The sequence below is a fragment of the Novosphingobium fluoreni genome (genome assembly GCF_014196615.1).
Taxonomy (GTDB): Bacteria; Pseudomonadota; Alphaproteobacteria; order Sphingomonadales; family Sphingomonadaceae; genus Novosphingobium; species Novosphingobium fluoreni.
Genome location: NZ_JACIDY010000001.1, coordinates 578,086 through 597,700 on the forward strand (window position 1 = coordinate 578,086; position 19,615 = coordinate 597,700).

Sequence of the window (19,615 nt, forward strand, 5' to 3'; positions counted from 1 at the left end):
GAGTCGATAGGCGGCTTCGCCGCGGAAGCCGGTTCTCTGCGCCTCTGCGAACTCTGCGCGAAACAAACTTCCCTTCTCATCCGCATGTAACCGATCAGGGCGCAACCGCCATGTTGTCGATCAACCGCGCCTTGCCGATCCGTGCCGCAACCAGCAAGCGCATCGGCTTGTCGGAGCGGGCGGGCAGGACGCTAAGGTCCGCCGCATCGCACAGCTCGGCATAGTCGACCGACAGGAAGCCCCCCGCCAGCAACGCGCGCGCCAGCGCTGACAGCGCATCGCCTACCGGCACTCCGCCCTCGATCTCGGCGATCGCCGCGCGCATCGCGGTCGGCAGGGCGACGGCGGCGGCGCGTTGCTCGCGCGTGAGGTAGGCATTGCGCGAACTCATCGCCAGGCCATCCGCCTCGCGCACCGTCGGCACGCCCAGGATCGCGTCGGCATGGGGGCGGGTGAGGTCCAGGTCGCGCGCCATGCGGCGGATGACGGCGAGCTGCTGCCAGTCCTTCTCCCCGAACAGGGCGACATCGGGCAGGACCTGGTTGAACAGCTTGCACACCACCGTCGCCACGCCATCGAAGTGGCCGGGCCGGGCCGCGCCGTCCAATCCCTCGCTGACGCCCGAGACCGAGATGTTGGTGGCGAACCCGGCCGGGTACATCGTCTCCACCTTTGGCGCCCACACCACCGCCACGCCTTCTGCCTCCAGCAGCGCGCAATCGCGTTCCAGCTGGCGGGGATAGGCGTCCAGATCCTCGTTCGCTCCGAACTGGAGCGGGTTGACGAAGATCGACACCACTACATGCGCCGCCTTGGCCTTTGCCTCGCGCACCAGCGTCAAATGGCCGTCATGCAAGGCTCCCATGGTGGGCACCAGGGCGATCGCGCCATCAGCGCGCAAGGCGTCGATCGCGCTTCGTAGTGGATCAAGGGCGTGGATCAATTGCATTGGAGGGGCGCGCTCCGATATGATGGGCCGTACCAGTTTGGGGTGCCGCGCGGGACTAGCCGTGCAAAGGCGCTTCGGGCAATAATTTTACGGCCAAAAGAACCGAGGGAACGACCGTGACAGCGCATCGCATCGTCTTCGCCAACGAGAAGGGCGGCACCGGCAAGTCCACCACTGCGGTCCACGTGGCGATCGCGCTGGCGTATCAGGGCGCGCAAGTCGCCTGCATCGATCTCGACCACCGCCAGCGCACGCTGTTCCGCTACATGGAAAACCGGCTCGATACCGAAAAGCGGCGCGGCATCAGCCTGCCTGGCACCCGCTTCACCTATTACGATGGCGACAGCGTGGACGAGCTGGAGGAAATCGCGGCGGAAATCGGAGAGGGGCAGGACTTCCTGCTGTTCGACACGCCCGGCAAGGACGATCCGCTGGCCCGGCACGTCGCCACCACCGCCGATACGCTGGTGACGCCGCTGAACGACAGCTTCGTCGATTTCGACCTGATCGGGCAGGTGGAGGGAGAGACCTTCAAGGTGAAGAAGCTCTCCTTTTATGCCGAGCTGATGTGGGAAGCGCGCAAGAAGCGCGCCCACTCCACCATCAACGATCAGCGGCGCGAGCTGGACTGGGTGGTGGTGCGCAACCGCACGCAGCAGCTGCAGGCGCGCAACATGAAGCGCCTGGACGGCGCGCTGCACGAATTGTCCAAGCGCGTGGGCTTCCGCGTCGCGGGCGGCTTGTCAGAGCGCGTGATCTTCCGTGAGCTGTTCCCCTCGGGCCTGACCCTGCTGGACAAGGGGCACCTGGGCGATCTGGGCACCAGCCACCTCGTGGCCCGGCAGGAGCTGCGCGGCCTCGTCGCGGGGCTGAACCTGCCGGTGCCGAGCCGGGCCGCTCCGGTGCAGGACTCCTCGGTGCAGGACGGGCCAGAGATGGCCATCGCCGCCGAGTGATCAAGCTTATCGTATTGCTGGCGCTGGCCGCCGTCGTCTGGAAGATGGCGATGGGCCGGTGGCCATGGCAACCGAAGATCGGCTCGGCGCGTTCAGCGGTGCGGCAGCAGGCACGCGCGCTGCTGGGCGTCGCCCCCGAAGCCGGGCGTCAGGATATCATAGAGGCGCATCGCCGTCTCATCGCCACGGTTCATCCGGACCGGGGCGGCAGCAACGAACTGGTTCACGAGGCTAACGCCGCGAGGGATGTCCTTCTCGCCGATCTGCCTCTTCATGTGCAGGAGTGACGATGAGCTACACCTTCGACCCCACGGTACTTCGCGAATACGACATCCGTGGCATCATCGGCGAGACGCTGAGCATCGATGATGCGCACGCCATCGGTCGCGGCTTCGGCACGCTGCTGGCGCGCGAAGGGGGCAAGAAGGTGGCGATCGGTTACGACGGCCGCGTCAGCTCGCCCATGCTGGAGAAGGGCCTGATCGACGGGCTGACGGCTTGCGGCCTGGACGTGGTCAGCGTCGGCATGGGACCCACGCCGATGCTGTATTACGCCGAAGCCTCAATGGAAGATGTGCAGGGCGGCATTCAGATAACTGGCAGCCACAATCCCGCCAATTACAATGGCTTCAAGATGGTATTTATGGGTCGGCCGTTCTTCGGTGCGGACATCCAGAAGATCGGCACGATGGCCGCTGAAGGGGACTGGGACGAGGCGGCCGCCCCCGGCACCAGCAGCCAGGTCGATATCCTGAACGAATACGTCACCCGCATGCTCAAGGGGCTGGACGGGTTGCCCGCCGACAAGCTCGACGGCCTGCGCATCGGCTGGGACGCCGGCAACGGCGCCGCCGGACCCGCCCTGGAATTGCTGACCAGCCGCATGCCCGGAGAGCATCACCTGCTGTTCACCGAAGTCGACGGAAACTTTCCCAACCATCATCCTGATCCTACCGAGGAAAAGAATCTCGCAGACCTGAAGGCGCTCGTCGCGGAGAAGAACCTCGACTTTGGCATCGCTTTTGACGGAGATGCTGACCGGATCGGCGCTATCGATGGCGAAGGCCGTGTGATTTGGGGCGATCAGCTGCTCTCGATCTACGCCGAGGATCTGCTGAAAGTGGTGCCAGGCGCCACCATCATCGCCGACGTCAAGGCCAGCCGTGCGCTGTTCGACAGCGTCAAGCAGCATGGCGGCGAACCGCTGATGTGGAAGACCGGCCACTCGCTGATCAAGTCCAAGATGAAGGAAACCGGCTCGCCGCTGGCCGGCGAGATGAGCGGCCACGTGTTCTTCAAGCACGAATATTACGGCTTCGACGATGCCCTGTATGCCGCGATCCGGCTGATCGCCGCCTCGATCCGCCTGGGCAAATCGGTCACGCAGCTGCGTGGAGAAATGCCGCAGATGCTGAACACGCCGGAGATGCGCTTTCAGGTGGACGAGAGCCGCAAGTTCGCTGCGATCGAGGAAGTGAAGGAGCGCCTGGCCAAGACCGACGCCGATGTGATCGGCATCGACGGCGTACGCGTCAACACGCCCGACGGCTGGTGGCTGCTGCGCGCCTCCAACACCCAGGACGTCCTCGTCGCCCGCGCCGAAAGCGAGACGCAGGACGGTCTCAACCGCCTGATGGCCCAGATCGACGAGCAACTGAAGCTCTCCGGCCTGGAACGCGGCCCGCAAGCCGGACACTGATCACCCAAAGCGGCGGCGGCTGGACAACCGGCCGCCGCTGCGTGTGATGATCCTGGTGAGCGACGGGTCTCTGACTTGGCGGTCTCAGCCCGCCGCCAAAAAAAGGGGAGCCATCAAGGCTCCCCTTTTCCGTTTGTCCTGATGTTAGCGATCAGGAGGTCTTGTCGGTAGTCCGGGTCGTGCTGGCCGAACCGATGCCGCTGGTCGTGCTGGCGCCCGTGGTGGCCGTGCCCGATGTTCCGGTGCTGGCCGAGCCCAGCGCGGACGAGCTCGCCGTGCTTCCGGTGCCCGACAGTGCGCTGGTGCTGGAAGAGCCCGGCGTTGCCGCGCCGGTGGTCGAGCCGGTATTCCAGCTGTTCGTACCCGATGATGCGCCATAGCCGGTGCTGCCCTGCCGTTCCTGAACCCGCAGGTTGTTCTGCACGTGCTTCACGCCCGAGATATGCTCGACCGCATCTTCGGCACGGCGCTTGGCGTCGCGGCTGTCGACCTTGCCGTCCAGGGTCACTTCGCCGTCCTTTACGCTGACGGTAATATCCGTGGCGTCGACGCGATGGTCATGCGTCAGCCGATCGTTGGCGTCCTCGCGGATGCGATCGTCCGAGCGGGTGTAGCCCGACGGGCCGCGGCCGCGATGGCCAAGCTGTTCCTGCCGATCATCATAGCGCTGATCCTGCTCCCGGCGGCGTGAGGCGTCCTCGTCACCGAACCAGCTGGCGATCTCGTCGCCGGCGCGCTGCAGGAAGCCCCGGCTCTCGCCGTAATGGCGCCAGCTGCCATAGTCCTCGCGCGACGTGTTGCGATTGCGGTCGCTGCGGCTGTCGTTGTCATCGCGGCCCCAGCTGCCGGGGCCGTAGCTGGGACGATAAGATTCGCTGGAACGCGCGCCGCCCGAAAGGCCGCTGCCGCCCCGGTTGGAGAAATCCCGGCCGCCGAAGTCTTCGCTGGTGAAGTTGCCGAAATCGTTGCCGCCGCTGGCGTCATAATCGCGGCCGGCATACGCGCTGGCCGAGCCGCTGGCGCCGTAGCGGTTGCGATCGCCCCGGTTTTCATACTGTCCATAGCCGCGCTGGCCGCGATTGTCGCCAAAGCCGCGATCCGACGATCCGCGATCGTAGGCGCCATAGCGACCTTCGTCCTGGCGCGCCGCATAGCCACCCTGGCCGTAGCTGCTGGACTGGCCGTAGCTGCCGCTGCCGGACCGGCCATAGCTCTGCGAGCCGCCGCGATCGTAATCGTAATTTGATCCCTGGCCCGAACTCTGGCCGGAGAAGCGATAATCGTGGGAATAATCATCCGAGCCATGCGCGCGCTGGCTGGAATCCTGCTGCCAATCGCCGCCTTGCTGGCTGCTGTCGTTTTGCCATTGATTGGCCTGGCGCGGCGAATCGTAGTTCTGTCCGTAGCGGCCACTGCCTTGCTGCGTGTTGCGGTCATATGGGTTTTGACGGTCACGATCACTCATCGGGATCTCTCCATTTCGCAGATGGGACGACGGCTGGTTTCGCCGCTGCCTGTGCATGATCAACGTGCTTTGGGCGCCTAACGGTCCACCGCCGGGCGCAGGCCGCGTTCGCTCCGGCGCAACATCGGTCAGGCTGGTTCGCCGTCGCGTCTTTGGGGAGCAGGGGGGCTGGGCGGCATCGCGCGCCTTGTGGACGTGCCGATCACTCGCCACCTTGCGTCCATGTCCAGCGCCACCGGCATACCTTCCGAGATCGATGCCTGGTTCGCGGGCCGTGGCTGGTCTCCCCGCAGCCATCAGCGCGAAATGCTGGCCGCCGCCGACGCCGGGCTGCACGCGATGCTGGTGGCGGACACGGGCGCGGGCAAGACGCTGGCCGGTTTCCTGCCGACCCTGGCCGCCTTCTGCCCCTCCCGGCTGGACGGCGCCGCCCCGCCCGATGGCCTGCACACCCTTTATGTCTCGCCGCTAAAGGCGCTGGCGCATGACGTGCAGCGCAATCTGCTCACCCCGGTGGAGGAGATGGGCCTGCCGCTGCGGATCGAGACGCGCAGCGGTGATACGCCGTCCGATCGCAAGGCCCGCCAGCGCGCCAGGCCGCCGCATGTATTGCTGACCACGCCCGAATCGCTCTCGCTGTTGCTGAGCTATCCCGAGGCGGCAACGCTGTTCGCCGGGCTGCAACGCGTGGTGATCGATGAGGTGCATGCCTTCGCCACGGGCAAGCGCGGCGATCTGCTGGCACTGGCGCTGTCCCGCCTGCAGGCGATTGCGCCCGCGATGCAGCGCGCGGCGCTTTCCGCCACCGTTGCCGATCCCGAGGAGTTTCGCGGCTGGCTGGCGCCGTGGGGCGATGTCGATAGCGTGGCGCTGGTGCAGGGCGAGCAGGGCGCGCAGCCCCACGTCGGGCTATTGCTGCCTACCGAAGAGCGCATTCCATGGAGCGGCCACGCCGCCACCTGGGCCATCCCGCAATTATACGAACAGATCGCCGCCCACCGCACCACGCTGATCTTCACCAACACCCGCTTTCTGGCGGAGTACATCTTTCAGTGGCTGTGGGACGCCAATGAGCTGACGCTGCCGATCGGCATCCACCACGGCTCGCTTTCCAAAGAGGCGCGACGCAAGGTGGAAGGGGCGATGGCGCGGGGCGAGTTGCGGGCTTTGGTCTGCACCGCCAGCCTCGACCTAGGCGTCGATTGGGGCGATATCGATCTGGTGGTGCAGATGGGGGCGCCCAAGGGGTCGTCACGCCTTTTGCAGCGGATCGGGCGCGCCAATCACCGGCTCGATCAACCCAGCAAGGCGCTGCTGGTGCCGGGCAACCGCTTCGAGTTCATCGAGGCGATCGCGGCGCAGGAGGCGGTGGAGCTGGGCGTGCGCGATGGGGAGGATTTTCGACCCGGCGGGCTCGACGTGCTGGCCCAGCATGTGATGGGGTGCGCCTGCGCCGGGCCGTTCCGCGAGGCGGAGCTGCTGGACGAAGTGCGCAGCTCGCTCCCCTACGCCTGGGTGGACGAGGAGATCTTCGCCCGCGTGCTCGATTTCGTGGCGACCGGCGGCTACGCGTTGCGTTCCTACGAGCGGTTCAAGCGGATCGTGAAGGACAAGGACGGCACTTGGCGGCTGGCCCACCCCGAACATGCCGCGCGGCATCGCCTGAACGCCGGGATCATCGTCGATAACGAAATGCTGGAAGTGCGCTTCCGCAATGGCCGGTCGCTGGGCAAGGTAGAGGAGATGTTCGGCGCGGGGCTGAAGACAGGCGATACCTTCCGCTTCGCCGGGATCGACCTGGAAGTGGAATCGATCAAGGACCTGGAACTGATCGTGCGCGCCGCGCGCAAGTCCGCTTCGATCCCCAGCTACTCCGGCCTGCGCCTGCCGATCACCGGCACTCTGGCGCAGCGCGTGCGCGAGATGATCGCCGATCGTGCGGGCTGGGCGCGTTTTCCGGACGATGTGCGCGAATGGCTGGAAGTGCAGGACTATCGCTCTCACCTGCCGGTGCCTGGCCGCCTGCTGGTGGAAAGCTTTCCGCACCGCGGGCTGGAATACACCACCTATTACACCTTCGAAGGGTGGAACGCGAACCAGTCGCTGGGCATGTTGCTGACCCGCCGGATGGAGGAGCGGGGGCTGGGGCCGCTGGGCTTTGTCGCCACGGATTACACTCTGGCGGTGTGGGGCGTGAAGCCGGTGGAGGACCCGGTGGCGTTGCTTTCTCCCGATATCCTGACGCACGAATTCGTGGACTGGGTGCAACAGTCGCACTTGCTGCGCCGGGCCTTTCGCGAAGTGGCGGTGATCTCCGGACTGGTCGAGCGCCAGCAGCCGGGCAAGCGCAAATCCGGCAAGCAGGTCACCTTCTCGACCGACCTGATCTATGACGTGTTGCGCAAGTATGAGCCCGATCACCTGCTGATCCAGGCGGCCTGGGCCGACGCTCGCCAGCGCATGACCGACGTGGGCCGCGTGGGCGACGTGCTGGACCGCGCCGCGCGGGAGATCGATCATGTGCAACTGGATCGGATCAGCCCGCTATCGGTGCCGGTAATCTCGATGGTCGGGCGCGAAAACCTGCCTTCCGGCGCGGCGGACGATGACTTGCTGCTGGAAGCGGAAAGCCTGGCATCCCTGGCCATGCGGGTGGAACCGCTGGAGGATGTGGGAGGGGACTGAGTGGGCCGGACGATTGGTTTGGCGCTGAAGTGTCTCGACTTCGCTCGACACGAGCGGGGGAGGGGCGAATTGCGTGATCCAACGCTCGTCGCGGATCTCCTAGCCGGCCCATGGAGATGGACGGCTTGCGCCCCTGCAAGATGGCGGCGGCTCGGCCGGCGAGGACAGGCGGATGGAGAGCGCGATCCTGGTTTGGCGAGGCGAAGGCCGTGGCATCGGTTTGTCGCAGCTACCTTCCGGTCTCATCCGGTGGCAGGCAGCTCAGACGAATCTGGCTGATCGCCCCTCATCCCCGAACAATTTATCGATCGTCCGGTGTACGCGCCGCTGCGCGCCGACAAAAAAGGGGCGGATCGCTCCGCCCCTTTCGAACCCTTGCGGGTAGTTTGCTGCCGGTCAGCTTACTTGCTGAACTCGGAGTATTGCTCGTTGCCGACAAAGCCGAACTTGGTGACCTGCGAAGCCTTGATGATCTGCAGCACCTTTGCCGACAGATCGTAGCTGGCTGCGCCGTCGGGCTGGAACTGAAGTTCCGGCTCGTTGGCGTAGGTCAGCGACTCCTTCAGGTTGTTCGCCAGCGTCGGGCCGTCGATCTGGGTGCCGTTCCAGAGCAGCTTGTCATCAGGAGTGATGACGAGCTTGTTCTTGATCGGGTCCACCGGCGGCGGCGGGCTGCTGGGCGGGGTCGCGACAGGCAGATCGATGTCGATCGAGTGCGTCGCGACGGGGATGGTGATGATGAACATGATGAGCAGCACGAGCATGACGTCGATCAACGGCGTCGTGTTCATCTCCATCATCGGCGAGCCGTCGTCCTTGCCGCCTGACATTGCCATGGGAATGGTCTCCTAAAATCGTGTCGGGAGCGGCCGTTAGCCGTTCGGATCGGTGGGGTTCGAGATGAAGCCCACAGTCGGATAGCCCGAGACCTGCACGTTATAGATGGCACCCGCGATGCAGCGCCAGGGAGCCTGGACGTCGCCACGGATGTGAACCTGCGGGATCGCGTCGGGGTTGTTCTTCAGCGCCTCCGGGCCGCCCTCGCGCTTGACGATGTCGTCGAGGCGCTTGAACGCACGGTCACGCAGCTCTTCCGAGCTGACGGGTGTGACGTTGTTGAAATAGACCCGGCACTCGCCGTTGCGCGATGCGCCTTCGAAGCCTGGCTCGCCGGCCGAACGGCCGCCCGCATCGGTGGTCGAGACGGTGAGGAGCAGGTTTTCGACCTTGTCCTTCGATTCGACCGATTCGATGATCGGGATACGTAGCTTCTCGATTGTCTGGATCGCGACCGGAACCGCGATCAAAAAGATGATCAGGAGCACCAGCATAACGTCGACGAGCGGCGTCGTGTTGATGTCGGACATCGGTGTATCTGCACCGCCTCCGCCCGTAGAAATCGCCATAGTCTTGTCCTAGTTCCTAGCCCTGGGCCTCAAGCCCAAATCCCCGAGGGAGCCCCCAGGGGCGAGAGCGGTGGATGCGCATGCCCACCCACCGCTTCGCGTGGTCGTCTTACGACTTGACCGGGGCGGCAGGCTTCGCCGGGGCAGCGGCAGGCTTGGCGGCGACAGCAGCGACCGCAGGCTTCACCGCACCACGCGAGGTGATGTTGGCGAGCACGTCGTTCGAGAAGCCGGTCAGCAGCTCGGCGATGCGCTTGTTGCGTGCCTGCAGGAAGTTGTAGGCCAGAACGGCGGGAACGGCGACGAGCAGACCAAGCGCGGTCATGATCAGAGCTTCACCGACCGGACCGGCGACCTTGTCGATCGAGGCCGAACCAGCAAGGCCGATGTTGATCAGAGCGCGATAGATGCCGACCACGGTACCGAACAGACCGATGAATGGCGAGGTCGCACCCACGGTGGCGAGGAACGGCAGACCCGACGCGAGACGGGCATTGACGGTCGCTTCCGAGCGAGCGAGCGAGCTGTGCATCCAGTCGTGCGCTTCCAGAGCGTCGGTCATCTTGGCGTGCTGTTCTTCAGCCGACAGGCCATCGTCCACGATCTGGCGCCATGCGCTGTTCTTCTCCAGCTTCGAGGTGCCTTCACGCAGGGTGGCGGCCCGCCAGAAGTTCGTGCGGATGGTGTTGTACTGGCGCAGGATCTTGGCCTGCTCGAAGTACTTCGTGAACAGGATGTAGAACGAGCCGAACGACATGATGCCCAGGATCACGACGGTAGCATAAGCGATGAAGCCGCCCTGCTGCAGTGCTTCAGCGAAACCGAACTTGTTCTGCGGCGCGCCCTGACCGGCGGCGGCGAGGAGGTTGATAAGCATGCGGTTAAGTCCTCTTGAAACAGAATAACGAAGAAAGATGGCGCAGGCGGTCCCACGCCGAAGAGATCACTCTGGCAATACCCACCGGATGCGGCTGGAGAACGAGCCTGCGACAGGCGTACCGTTCTGCACCGCCGGCTTGAAGCGGGCACGGCGTGACACCAGCTTGCAGGTGGCATCATCCAGTTCAGGCGAGCCGCTTGACGATGTGACCGTACAACCCGTCACGCGGCCATCCGGGCCGACGCTGAGGTTGAATCCGGTGGTACCCTGAGCTTCCTTGCGGATAGCAGCCTGGGGATAGTCGTCATTGGTCGCCCAGCTGGCGGGGCTGCCCTTGGGCTGCGCGCCGGAAGTGGGACCCGTGGGAGCCGGCGGGGCCGGAGGGGCCACGATCGGCGCAGGTGCGGCCAGGACAACAGGCGGAGCCGGCGGCGGGGCCGTCGTCACCGTCTGAATCTGCGGCGGTGTCGTCGCAACGTTGATCTTTACCGGGGGAGCGACCGGCGGAGGCGGAGCCTCAACCTTCTTCTCCGGAGGTGGCGGTGGCTCCTCCTTCTTCGGTTCCTCTTCCTTGATGTCGACGGTCGTCACCTTTTCGACGGCCTTCTTATATGCCTCATAGGCAAGACCGGTGACGAGCGCGTAACCAATGAAGACATGTATCAGCGCAACAATGACGATAGCGGTAACCTTGTTACCACTCATCGATTGGTCAGCGTAAGCCATTCAGATACATCACTCCATATAACAGGGCCCGGGCCTAAACCCGGGGGAGCCCATGATCGCCGCGCGAGCCGCAACCATGAAAAAACAGTTCATACCCACCCTGACGACTGACAGCCCAACCATTCCGGACCGGTGGCCGGAAAGGGCGGGCCATTGGGGAAATTTTATTATCATCCCCGCTTTTGTGCAATTCTTAGCGGCGATGCCGTACCCGTGCAACGCCCTATCTCAGCCATGGGTCTGTTAACCTTCGATTCACGGCTATGGAAGCGTAAGATGACAGCCGTTTGGCGTTCCCCTGCCGCCGTGGCATGAGGGTCGGGCTGCCGTTTCATGGAGATCGCACGAGATGTATCCGCTGCCTCGCCGCCTGCCGGTCATGCTGCTCGCCGCGCTGATGCCGCTGACCGGGTCGGTTCCCGCTATGGCACAACTGATCCCCGCGGCGAATCCCCCCAGCGGCTATGGCGCGCCGAAAGGCGCGGGGCAGGCAGCAGACGGTCCGACTTATGCCGATCTGGTCGCGCTCGCCGATTCGGCTCCGCTGGTCGTCCATGCCCGCATCCGCAAGATGGCGCGGGTGGAGGATCCGCGGATGCGGCCACCTGCCGCCGGCACGGGCCGCTTCTATATCCAGGCGGAGACTCGCGCGCTGATCACCGGACGCTCGGCCATCGGGCAGTCTTTCGCGTATCTGGTCGACTTGCCGCTGGACGCGAAGGGCAGGCCCCGCGCGCGCAAGAAGGATGAGGTGATCGTGTTCGCCCGCGCCGTGCCGCAGCGCCCGGAGGAGGTCCAGCTGGTGCGGCCCGATGCGCAGATCGCCTGGAGCCCCGAGGTGGAGGGGCGGCTGAAGCCCATCATCACCGCGCTGCTGGCGCCCGATGCGCCGGGCAAGATTACCGGCGTGCGCGAGATGAGCTACGTGCCCGGCAATCTGGCGGGGGAGGGGGAAACGCAGATATTCCTCAACACCGCAGACAACAGCGCCGCCAGCGTGACCGTGCGCCATCAGCCGGGGCAGCCGCCGCAATGGGGCGCGTCGTTCTCGGAACTGGTCGCCCAAGTCGGCAGGCCACCCGCGCCCGAGACGCTGGAATGGTACCGCCTCGCCTGCGGGCTTCCGCCGACGCCGGCAGGCGCCACCAATGGCTCCGATGGTCCGGCGGCGCAGGCGATGGCCGAAGCGGACTATCGCTTCGTGATCGAGGCTCTGGGGCCGTGCCGCCGATCTTCGTGATCGCGCCTTCGCCGGTTCAAATTGTTGGGCTGGCAATGTCAGGGAGGCTCGCTTAGGGCGCGGTCCCGAAAGGGAGTTTCATGGCAGAACCGCTGAACATCGCCCTCGCCGGGCTGGGCACCGTGGGCGCAGGCGTCGTGCGCCTGATCGAGACCAATGCGGAGCTGATCGCCCGCCGCGCCCGCCGTCCGATCCGCATCGCCGCCGTCAGCGCGCGCGATCGCAGCAAGGATCGCGGCGTCGATCTTTCGCCTTACCGCTGGCTGGACGATCCCGCCGAAGTGGCCACCCAGCCCGATATCGACGTGGTGGTGGAGATGGTCGGCGGTTCGGACGGGCCGGCGCTGGCTCTCGCCCGCAAGGCGATTTCGGGCGGCAAGTCGTTCGTCACCGCCAACAAGGCGATGATCGCGCACCATGGCCTGGAACTGGCGGCGGCGGCGGAAGCCGCAGGCGTGGCACTGAAGTTCGAGGCGGCGGTGGCGGGCGGTATCCCGGTCATCAAGGGCCTGAGCGAGGGCGCGGCGGCCAATGCGATCGAGCGGGTCTATGGCATCCTCAACGGCACCTGCAACTACATCCTCTCGACCATGGAAGACACCGGCCGCGACTTTGCCGACGTCTTGGGCGACGCGCAGCGGCTGGGCTATGCCGAGGCGGACCCGACGTTCGACGTCGAGGGAATCGATGCCGCGCACAAGCTGGCGATCCTGGCGGGAATCGCCTTCGGTACCCGCCTGCGCTTTGATGCGGTGGAAACCACCGGCATCACCGGCGTGATGGCGGCCGACATCGCGCAGGCGCGGGCGCTGGGCTACGTGATTCGCCTGATCGGCACGGCGGAGATCGACCGGGGCGGCGCCTCACCGGGCTTGTTCCAGCGCGTGCGGCCGCACCTGATCCATTGCGATCATCCTCTGGCGAGCGTGGACGGCGCGACCAATGCGGTCGTCGCCGAGGGCAATTTCATGGGCCGCCTGCTGTTCCAGGGCGCGGGCGCGGGCGCGGGGCCGACCGCCAGCGCGGTGGTCGCCGATCTGATCGACATCGCCCGGGGTGAAAAGGGCGCGGCGTTCTCCATGCCCTCGCACGAACTCGAATCGCTGGAGCCGGCGCAGTCCGGCCATCGCGTGGGCCGCTCGTATCTGCGCTTCATCGTGCCGGATCGTCCGGGCGTGCTGGCCGAGATCACTGCGGCGATGCGCGATGCCGGGGTCTCGATCGAAAGCTTCATCCAGAAGGGCCGGGGCGGCGACGCGGGCGAAGTGATCGTCGCGCTGGTCACGCATGAGGGGCCCGAATCCGGCGTCACCGAAGCGCTGAAAATCCTGGACGGCTCGGACAGCGTGGCCAGGCCGCCGCTGGTGATGCAGATCATCGGCGGGTGAGGTCACCTTCCCTCCCCCACGCCGGGGGGGGGAGGGCGAGCGCCTATCTAGGGCGCCCGGATCTCACCCTTGGCGATCTTGTCGGCATCGGAACCGACGGGCGCTTCGGGAATGGACTTGAGGTCGATCATATAGACCGGTGCCTTGGCGCAGGGCGGGATCAGGCACATGCCGCCCATCGTCGCCTTGCCCTTGAAGATGCCGTTGCCGGAGACATCCGGCGGGGTAAGCCGGCCATCGTTGGTGCCCGCCTTCCCCGTCGGGTCTTCGGCGCTGCTGGACTGGGCGCGAAACTGATCGTTGTTGCGCGCGCACACGACGATATCGTTGCCCTTGGGCGCCTCGCAGCGCGGCCGCGCCGGCGGGGCCAGCTTGCCCACCTTGAGCATCAGGCCCCGTGCCACTTCACGATCCGCCTCGGACACATCCTGCGCCGCGGCGGGCCACGATGTGAGTGATGCCAAGATCAGCGCAAGAGGTGCAGTGCATCGTCTCGACAATCCCTGTTCCTCTGTCTAAGCGCTTCGAGCGTAATTCATACCTATTCGCATTTACCCCGGAGTGAACATGCAGAACAAGTCGACTCCTGCCAGTCAAGTCCTCGATCGTGTTCTTGTTCTGGAAATGGTTCGCGTGACAGAGGCGGCCGCCATCGCCGCTTCCGAACTGATCGGTCGTGGTGACGAGAAGGCCGCCGATCATGCCGCGGTCGAAGCGATGCGCAAGGCGTTCGACGAACTTTACATGGACGGCACCGTGGTGATCGGTGAAGGCGAGCGTGACGAAGCGCCGATGCTGTTCATCGGCGAAAAGGTGGGCGGCGCGCCCGGCACCGGCCCCAAGATCGATATCGCGCTCGATCCGCTGGAAGGCACCACGATCTGCGCCAAGGCCGGCCCGAACTCGCTGGCCGTCCTCGCCGCCGGTGAGGAAGGCTGCCTGCTGAACGCGCCCGACGTCTATATGGACAAGCTGGCGGTCGGCCCGGGCTACCCCGAAGGCATCATCTCGCTGGACAAGAGCGTGACGCAGAACGTCGAGGCGGTGGCTGCCGCCAAGGGCGTCCAGCCCAAGGACATCATCGTCTGCGTGCTCGATCGTCCGCGTCACGAAGCGCTGATCGCTGAACTGCGCGGCATCGGCTGCGGCATCGTGCTGATCGGCGATGGCGACGTGGCCGGCGTGATCGCGGTGACGGATGAGAACACCACGATCGACATGTACATGGGTTCGGGCGGTGCGCCTGAAGGCGTGCTGGCGGCTGCGGCGCTGCGCTGTGTCGGTGGCCAGTTCAACGGCCGCCTGCTGTTCCGCAACGATGACGAGCGTGGCCGCGCCCGCAAGTGGGGCATCGAGGATCTGGACCGGATCTACACCCGCGACGATCTGGTGAAGGGTGACTGCATCTTCGCTGCCACCGGCGTCACCAGCGGCTCGCTGCTCGACGGCGTGAAGCGGCTGAAGAGCGGCAAGATGACCACCGAGAGCGTCGTCATGCGCGCCAGCTCGGGCACGGTACGCTGGATCAAGGGCGAACACCGCATCAAGTAAGCCATGCGGGGCGGGGGGCTTTGAGCCTCCCACCCCTGGCTTCCCATCCCCGTCCGTGTGGAGCGAAGTCGAGACACGCTGGCGCCGGGATCATGCGCGAGCGTGATTCGGCGAAAGACAATCACACCCTCTTTCGTCATTCCCGCCTTCACGGTGATGACGAGGTCGTCAGCTTTGATGGCGCGCCATCGATCCCCGGTTGCCGCGCTTAACGTGGCACTCTCGGGCCAGGCGATCCGCTCCGATCACCCGCGATCATCCCGCCGACCGATCCCACCTTATCTTGCAATCCCGTGACTCTCGGCTAGAGGCAGGCCGCGTCCTGGGTGGGTAAGGGAAGTCCTCGATGAAGATCATGTCCGGCAACAGCAACTTACCCCTCGCGCGTGCGGTGGCAGGTTATCTCGAACTGCCGTTGACCGATGCGAGCGTCCGCCGCTTCGCCGACGAGGAAGTCTTCGTCGAAATTCACGAGAACGTGCGCGGCGAAGACGTGTTCGTCGTTCAGCCCACCAGCTTCCCGTGCAACGACAACCTTATGGAACTGCTGATCTGCATCGATGCGCTGCGCCGCGCTTCGGCCAAGCGGATCACGGCGGTGGTGCCGTACTTCGGCTACGCCCGGCAGGATCGCAAGCCTGGTCCGCGCACGCCGATCTCGGCCAAGCTGGTCGCCAACCTGATCACCCAGGCCGGTGCCGACCGCGTGCTTTCGGTCGATCTGCACGCCGGCCAGATCCAGGGTTTCTTTGATATCCCGACTGACAACCTGTTTGCCGCCCCGGTGATGGCGGCGGATATCCAAGCCCGCTATGGCGACCAGGAACTGATGGTCGTCTCCCCCGACGTGGGCGGCGTGGTGCGCGCGCGCGCGCTGGCCAAGCGGCTGGACAACGCCCCGCTCGCCATCGTCGACAAGCGGCGTGACAAGCCCGGCCAGTCCGAGGTGATGAACATCATCGGCGACGTGAAGGATCGCACCTGCATCCTGATCGACGACATCATCGATTCGGGCGGCACCTTGTGCAACGCCGCGCAGGCCCTGCTGGACGAGGGCGCGAAGAGCGTGACCGCTTATATCACACACGGCGTGCTGTCCGGCGGGGCGGTGGCGCGAGTCAACAACTCGGCGCTGACCGAACTGGTGATCACCGATTCGATCCTGCCGACAGACGCCACCAAGGAATCGAACCGCATCCGCGCGCTGACCATCGCCCCCTTGCTGGGCGAAGCGATCCGCCGCATCGCCGACGAAAGCTCGGTCTCCAGCCTGTTCGACTGAGCCCGCGATCGGGCTGCCCGCGATCCGGCTGCCGGGGCAAGCTTGTTCCTGCGCGCCGGTTTATTGCCAGGGCCGGCGTTCGCCCGGTGCAAGGCGGCCCATCATCTCCAGCCGCCGGGCCTGGCGGGCCTCCAGCGTCATGGTCAGCAAGGGCTGGGGCAGCGCGGTGAACTGGCGTGGCGACATGCCGAACAATTCCACGAACTCGCGGATCAGGTGGCTCTCGTCATAATAGCGCAGCGCCAGCGCCTCCGCCTCGCCGTCATCCGCCACGCCGCGCAAGTAGCTCGCCATGTCGAGCGCGCGGGCGCGGCGCAGGACCTGCTTGGGCGGCAGGCCGAAATCGCGCACCACCAGTCGCTCCAGCCGCCGGCGATCCACGCCGATCTCACGCGCGGCCTGGGCGATCGACATCGCCGGATCGATGAAGGCGATTTCCTCGAAACGCGCGGTGATCGGCTCCGGCTGGATATCGCGCAAGGCGGCGACTCGTTCGCGAAACAATCCCTCGATTGCCTGAAGCTGCGCCTCCGGGTGATCGGACGTCTTGAACAGCCCCAGCAGCTGCTCTTCCGGCCAATACAATGCCGGCGTCACCCGATCGACCAATCGCGGCATGATCGGGCCGAGAAGAGGGGTGCAGGCGCTGGGCCGATACGCCACGCCAACGCTCACGAAATCCCCGCTTAGGCGAACGGGCAGGATTTTCGTCTGCGGCCCCATGAACACGGCGCTGCGTTCCTGATGCGTCACGCCGTGGACCGTGTCGACTTCGGCGTGGCCGCCCAGCTGGATACGGATCCCGGCGGCATCGGCAAACAAACCGCAAGCAAGAGTTTGCCCGGCCGCAAGTCGCATCCGCGTCACGGACAGTCTGGCAAGCCAGGGGGCAAGGTCTGGAGCGGGCGCACGGTTATAGGACAAGGGTTGCCCCTCGCGGGTTGTGCCGAAAACAGGCACGACACGTGGATCGACCGCTGGCCGCGAAATACGGATCATGCCTCCCTCATGATTGAGTGTTGCCCCTCATTATGGTTAGGAGAAACCAACTGGTTATTACAATTGTTTCACTAACGTAACTAAAGAAACGGCACGTTTTTGTCTTTCCTGCCTGCCGCTTGCTCTGGGGCGGGAGGGCTGGCAAGCACCGCGCATGAAACTAGACACCGAACTGGCGCTGGCCATGCGCCTTGCCGATGCCGCAGGCGCGGCGATCCGCCCGCACTTCCGCTCTGGCCTGGGGGCGGAGCGCAAGACCGACGCTTCGCCCGTCACCATCGCCGATCGCGCCGCCGAAGAGGCGATGCGCCGCATCCTCAAGGCCGAGGTACCGCGCGATGGCATCATCGGCGAGGAGTTTGGCGAGGATGCCGCCAGCAACAATCGCACCTGGGTGCTGGACCCGATCGACGGCACCGTTTCGTTCCTGGGCGGTCGCCCGATCTTCGGCACGCTGATCGCGCTGCTGGTGGACGGCTGGCCGGTGCTGGGCGTGATCGACCAACCGATCCTGGGCGAGCGCTGGGTGGGCGCCAGCGGCCGGGCGACCACGTTCAACGGCAAGGAGGTGCGCACCCGCGCCTGCCCACAACTCGACCAGGCGATGCTGGCCACCACCGGCCCGCAGTATTTCGACGATCATCAGGGCGAGCACTTCATGGCGCTGGCCGCCAAGACCGACCACAAACGCATGATGATGGGCGGGGACTGCTACAACTACGGCCTGCTGGCCAGCGGGCATCTCGATCTAATCTGCGAGGCCGGGCTGAAACTGCACGATTGGGCGGCGCTGGTTCCGATCGTCGAAGGCGCGGGCGGCACGATGTGTGACTGGAATGGGGAGCCGCTGCACCAGGGTTCAGGCGATCACGTGTTGGCGATCGGCGATCCGGCGCGGCTGGAGGATGTGATCGAGGCCATGGCCTGCCATCACTAGGGCGCATCGCATTCAGGCGATGGCGCGCCGACTTGCCCCAAGGCCGGCCGGGCCATTGACCCATAGCGGCGGCCCTGCCATCGGCCCGGGTCATGACCGCGAACAAACCCGGCGATCCCACCACGCTCAACCGCCTCTATGGCCGCGCCAAGGGCAAGACCCTGCGCGCAGGCCAGCAGGGTCTCGTCGACACGCTGCTGCCGCGCATCGCGGTGCCGGACGAAGGCCCGGTCACGGCTGAGCGGCTGTTCGGATCACCGCGTCCGCTGCATTTCGAGATCGGCTTCGGCGGTGGGGAGCACATGGCCGGCCGGGCGGACATGCTGCCCGATCACGGCTTCATCGGCTGCGAGCCCTTCATCAACGGCGTCGCCCAGGCGCTGACCCATGTGGATGGCGATAATGGCGCGGGCACTCCGCTGGGCAATGTGCGCATCCATCACGGCGATGCGCTGGAAGTGCTGGCGCGCGTGCCCGATGGGGCGCTCTCTTTCCTCTACCTGCTGCATCCCGATCCCTGGCCCAAGGCGCGCCATGCCAAGCGGCGGATGATGAACGACGGGCCGGTGCGCATGTTTGCTGCCAAACTCAAGCCCGGCGGCGAGTTCCGCTTCGGCACCGACCATCCGATCTACTTGCGCCACGCCCTGATGGTGATGCAGCGGCACACCGATACCTTCCAATGGCTATGCGAAAAGCCCGCCGATTTCCTCAACCGCCCCGGTGGCTGGCCCGAAACCCGCTATGAGGCGAAGGCGCGCAAGCTGGGGCATGAGGTCTGGTACTTTCGATACCGCCGTTCGTGACGAATGCAGGAGCGAGTGGCACGTAGGCCTGCGGTTTCAGGCTGCCGCCCACTCCTTTTTCAAAAGTGCGAACTGCATCGTATCGACATAGATCGGCTTTCCGGCTGCATCGTTTTCGAACGAGATGAATTCCTTGAACAGGCCTTCCTGCCGCATGCCCAACCGGGCGCACAATCGTTGTGAGGGCAGGTTGTCCGTCTCGACATAGGCATATACGCGCCGCACGTCGCGCTGCTGGAAAAGGTGATCAACGATCGCCTTCGCCGCTTCATGGGCCAAGCCCTGGCCCGCAAAATCGGGGTGGATCATCCAGGCGATCGAGAACGTGTCCGGCGGTTCGAGATGGCCGAAAACCTCGCCGATCACCCGGCCGCTGGGGTGATGCTCCAGGGCGTAGGTATCGGGTTCGCTGCTGCGCTTGATCGCGGCGGCGCGGGCGGCGGGCAGGTCATCCAGCTTCATCGACAGGAAGCAGCTGGCACCGGGCTGGTGCAGATAGCCGAGGAGATCCTGCGCATCATCCTCGCGAAAGGCGCGCAACGTCAGTCGGTCGGTATGGATGGCATCCACGGTCAATTCCTCTTCGGCGGCCACTGCGACGCAAGCCGCCACGCCCGATAGCCGGCCTTGCCGCGCCACAACAATA

At 65.4% G+C, this 19,615-nt stretch carries 19 protein-coding genes; 10 read left to right on the top strand and 9 right to left on the bottom strand.

Annotated elements, in window-relative coordinates; translation table 11 throughout:
* Positions 1-94: 94 nt before the first annotated feature.
* Positions 95-949, bottom strand: coding sequence for a pantoate--beta-alanine ligase (gene panC / locus GGR39_RS02815; protein ID WP_183615767.1), 855 nt, complete (start codon positions 947-949; stop codon positions 95-97).
* Between the two features lie 116 nt (positions 950-1,065).
* Here panC and GGR39_RS02820 point away from each other — a divergent pair, with 116 nt between their 5' ends.
* Genes GGR39_RS02820 through pgmG form a run of 3 tightly spaced genes read left to right on the top strand, consistent with a single transcriptional unit; the run spans position 1,066 to position 3,604 of the window.
* Positions 1,066-1,905: a division plane positioning ATPase MipZ gene (locus GGR39_RS02820; protein WP_183615768.1), complete on the top strand. Its 840-nt coding sequence runs from the start codon at positions 1,066-1,068 to the stop codon at positions 1,903-1,905.
* Positions 1,902-2,192 carry a molecular chaperone DnaJ gene (locus GGR39_RS02825; RefSeq protein ID WP_183615769.1) on the top strand — a complete coding sequence of 97 codons (291 nt, stop codon included), beginning with the start codon at positions 1,902-1,904 and terminating at the stop codon, positions 2,190-2,192. Before GGR39_RS02820 ends, GGR39_RS02825 begins: the two co-directional genes overlap by 4 nt.
* A 2-nt stretch (positions 2,193-2,194) precedes the next feature.
* Positions 2,195-3,604 (top strand): phosphoglucomutase/phosphomannomutase PgmG, encoded by a 1,410-nt coding sequence (pgmG, locus tag GGR39_RS02830; protein ID WP_183615770.1) that lies wholly within the window; start codon positions 2,195-2,197, stop codon positions 3,602-3,604.
* Between the two features lie 151 nt (positions 3,605-3,755).
* Here the strand turns inward: pgmG and GGR39_RS02835 are convergent, their stop codons facing one another.
* Positions 3,756-5,069 carry a BON domain-containing protein gene (locus tag GGR39_RS02835; protein ID WP_183615771.1) on the bottom strand — a complete coding sequence of 438 codons (1,314 nt, stop codon included), beginning with the start codon at positions 5,067-5,069 and terminating at the stop codon, positions 3,756-3,758.
* A 222-nt stretch (positions 5,070-5,291) separates the two neighbouring features.
* Between GGR39_RS02835 and GGR39_RS02840 the strand changes: the two genes are divergently transcribed.
* Complete coding sequence (locus GGR39_RS02840) at positions 5,292-7,754, top strand: ligase-associated DNA damage response DEXH box helicase (RefSeq protein WP_183615772.1); 2,463 nt, start codon at positions 5,292-5,294, stop codon at positions 7,752-7,754.
* A gap of 401 nt (positions 7,755-8,155) precedes the next feature.
* On the opposite strand, the gene GGR39_RS02845 is transcribed toward GGR39_RS02840, so the two are convergent.
* The 4 genes from GGR39_RS02845 to GGR39_RS02860 all read right to left on the bottom strand — a co-directional run bounded on the left by GGR39_RS02845 (position 8,156) and on the right by GGR39_RS02860 (position 10,766).
* A complete protein-coding gene (locus GGR39_RS02845) occupies positions 8,156-8,590 on the bottom strand; it encodes an ExbD/TolR family protein (protein ID WP_183615773.1) in 435 nt (144 codons plus the stop codon).
* Between the two features lie 36 nt (positions 8,591-8,626).
* Positions 8,627-9,160 carry an ExbD/TolR family protein gene (locus GGR39_RS02850; protein ID WP_183615774.1) on the bottom strand — a complete coding sequence of 178 codons (534 nt, stop codon included), beginning with the start codon at positions 9,158-9,160 and terminating at the stop codon, positions 8,627-8,629.
* 109 nt (positions 9,161-9,269) lie between these two features.
* Entirely contained in the window at positions 9,270-10,037 is a 768-nt protein-coding gene (locus GGR39_RS02855) for a MotA/TolQ/ExbB proton channel family protein (RefSeq protein WP_058737381.1), read from the bottom strand.
* 66 nt (positions 10,038-10,103) lie between these two features.
* Positions 10,104-10,766 carry an energy transducer TonB gene (locus GGR39_RS02860; RefSeq protein WP_183615775.1) on the bottom strand — a complete coding sequence of 221 codons (663 nt, stop codon included), beginning with the start codon at positions 10,764-10,766 and terminating at the stop codon, positions 10,104-10,106.
* A 349-nt stretch (positions 10,767-11,115) separates the two neighbouring features.
* On the opposite strand from GGR39_RS02860, the gene GGR39_RS02865 reads away from it, so the two are divergent.
* Together GGR39_RS02865 and GGR39_RS02870 are read left to right on the top strand one after the other, a co-directional pair.
* Positions 11,116-12,006 carry a hypothetical protein gene (locus tag GGR39_RS02865; protein ID WP_246388195.1) on the top strand — a complete coding sequence of 297 codons (891 nt, stop codon included), beginning with the start codon at positions 11,116-11,118 and terminating at the stop codon, positions 12,004-12,006.
* 80 nt (positions 12,007-12,086) lie between these two features.
* Positions 12,087-13,394 carry a homoserine dehydrogenase gene (locus GGR39_RS02870; RefSeq protein ID WP_058737383.1) on the top strand — a complete coding sequence of 436 codons (1,308 nt, stop codon included), beginning with the start codon at positions 12,087-12,089 and terminating at the stop codon, positions 13,392-13,394.
* 47 nt (positions 13,395-13,441) lie between these two features.
* Here the strand turns inward: GGR39_RS02870 and GGR39_RS02875 are convergent, their stop codons facing one another.
* Positions 13,442-13,858: a hypothetical protein gene (locus GGR39_RS02875; RefSeq protein WP_242867183.1), complete on the bottom strand. Its 417-nt coding sequence runs from the start codon at positions 13,856-13,858 to the stop codon at positions 13,442-13,444.
* Between the two features lie 103 nt (positions 13,859-13,961).
* Here GGR39_RS02875 and glpX point away from each other — a divergent pair, with 103 nt between their 5' ends.
* Both glpX and GGR39_RS02885 read left to right on the top strand, forming a co-directional pair.
* Positions 13,962-14,945 (top strand): class II fructose-bisphosphatase, encoded by a 984-nt coding sequence (glpX, locus tag GGR39_RS02880; protein ID WP_183615776.1) that lies wholly within the window; start codon positions 13,962-13,964, stop codon positions 14,943-14,945.
* Between the two features lie 346 nt (positions 14,946-15,291).
* Complete coding sequence (locus tag GGR39_RS02885) at positions 15,292-16,227, top strand: ribose-phosphate pyrophosphokinase (protein ID WP_183615777.1); 936 nt, start codon at positions 15,292-15,294, stop codon at positions 16,225-16,227.
* Between the two features lie 60 nt (positions 16,228-16,287).
* On the opposite strand, the gene GGR39_RS02890 is transcribed toward GGR39_RS02885, so the two are convergent.
* Positions 16,288-17,226: a helix-turn-helix domain-containing protein gene (locus GGR39_RS02890; protein ID WP_183615778.1), complete on the bottom strand. Its 939-nt coding sequence runs from the start codon at positions 17,224-17,226 to the stop codon at positions 16,288-16,290.
* A 154-nt stretch (positions 17,227-17,380) separates the two neighbouring features.
* On the opposite strand from GGR39_RS02890, the gene hisN reads away from it, so the two are divergent.
* Complete coding sequence (hisN, locus tag GGR39_RS02895; protein WP_183615779.1) at positions 17,381-18,163, top strand: histidinol-phosphatase; 783 nt, start codon at positions 17,381-17,383, stop codon at positions 18,161-18,163.
* 92 nt (positions 18,164-18,255) lie between these two features.
* The gene (gene trmB / locus GGR39_RS02900; protein WP_183615780.1) at positions 18,256-18,969 is read left to right on the top strand and encodes a tRNA (guanine(46)-N(7))-methyltransferase TrmB; all 714 of its coding nucleotides are present in this window, start codon (positions 18,256-18,258) and stop codon (positions 18,967-18,969) included.
* Between the two features lie 36 nt (positions 18,970-19,005).
* Here trmB and GGR39_RS02905 read toward each other — a convergent pair whose 3' ends face one another.
* Complete coding sequence (locus GGR39_RS02905; RefSeq protein ID WP_221225902.1) at positions 19,006-19,581, bottom strand: GNAT family N-acetyltransferase; 576 nt, start codon at positions 19,579-19,581, stop codon at positions 19,006-19,008.
* Positions 19,582-19,615 lie beyond the last annotated feature (34 nt).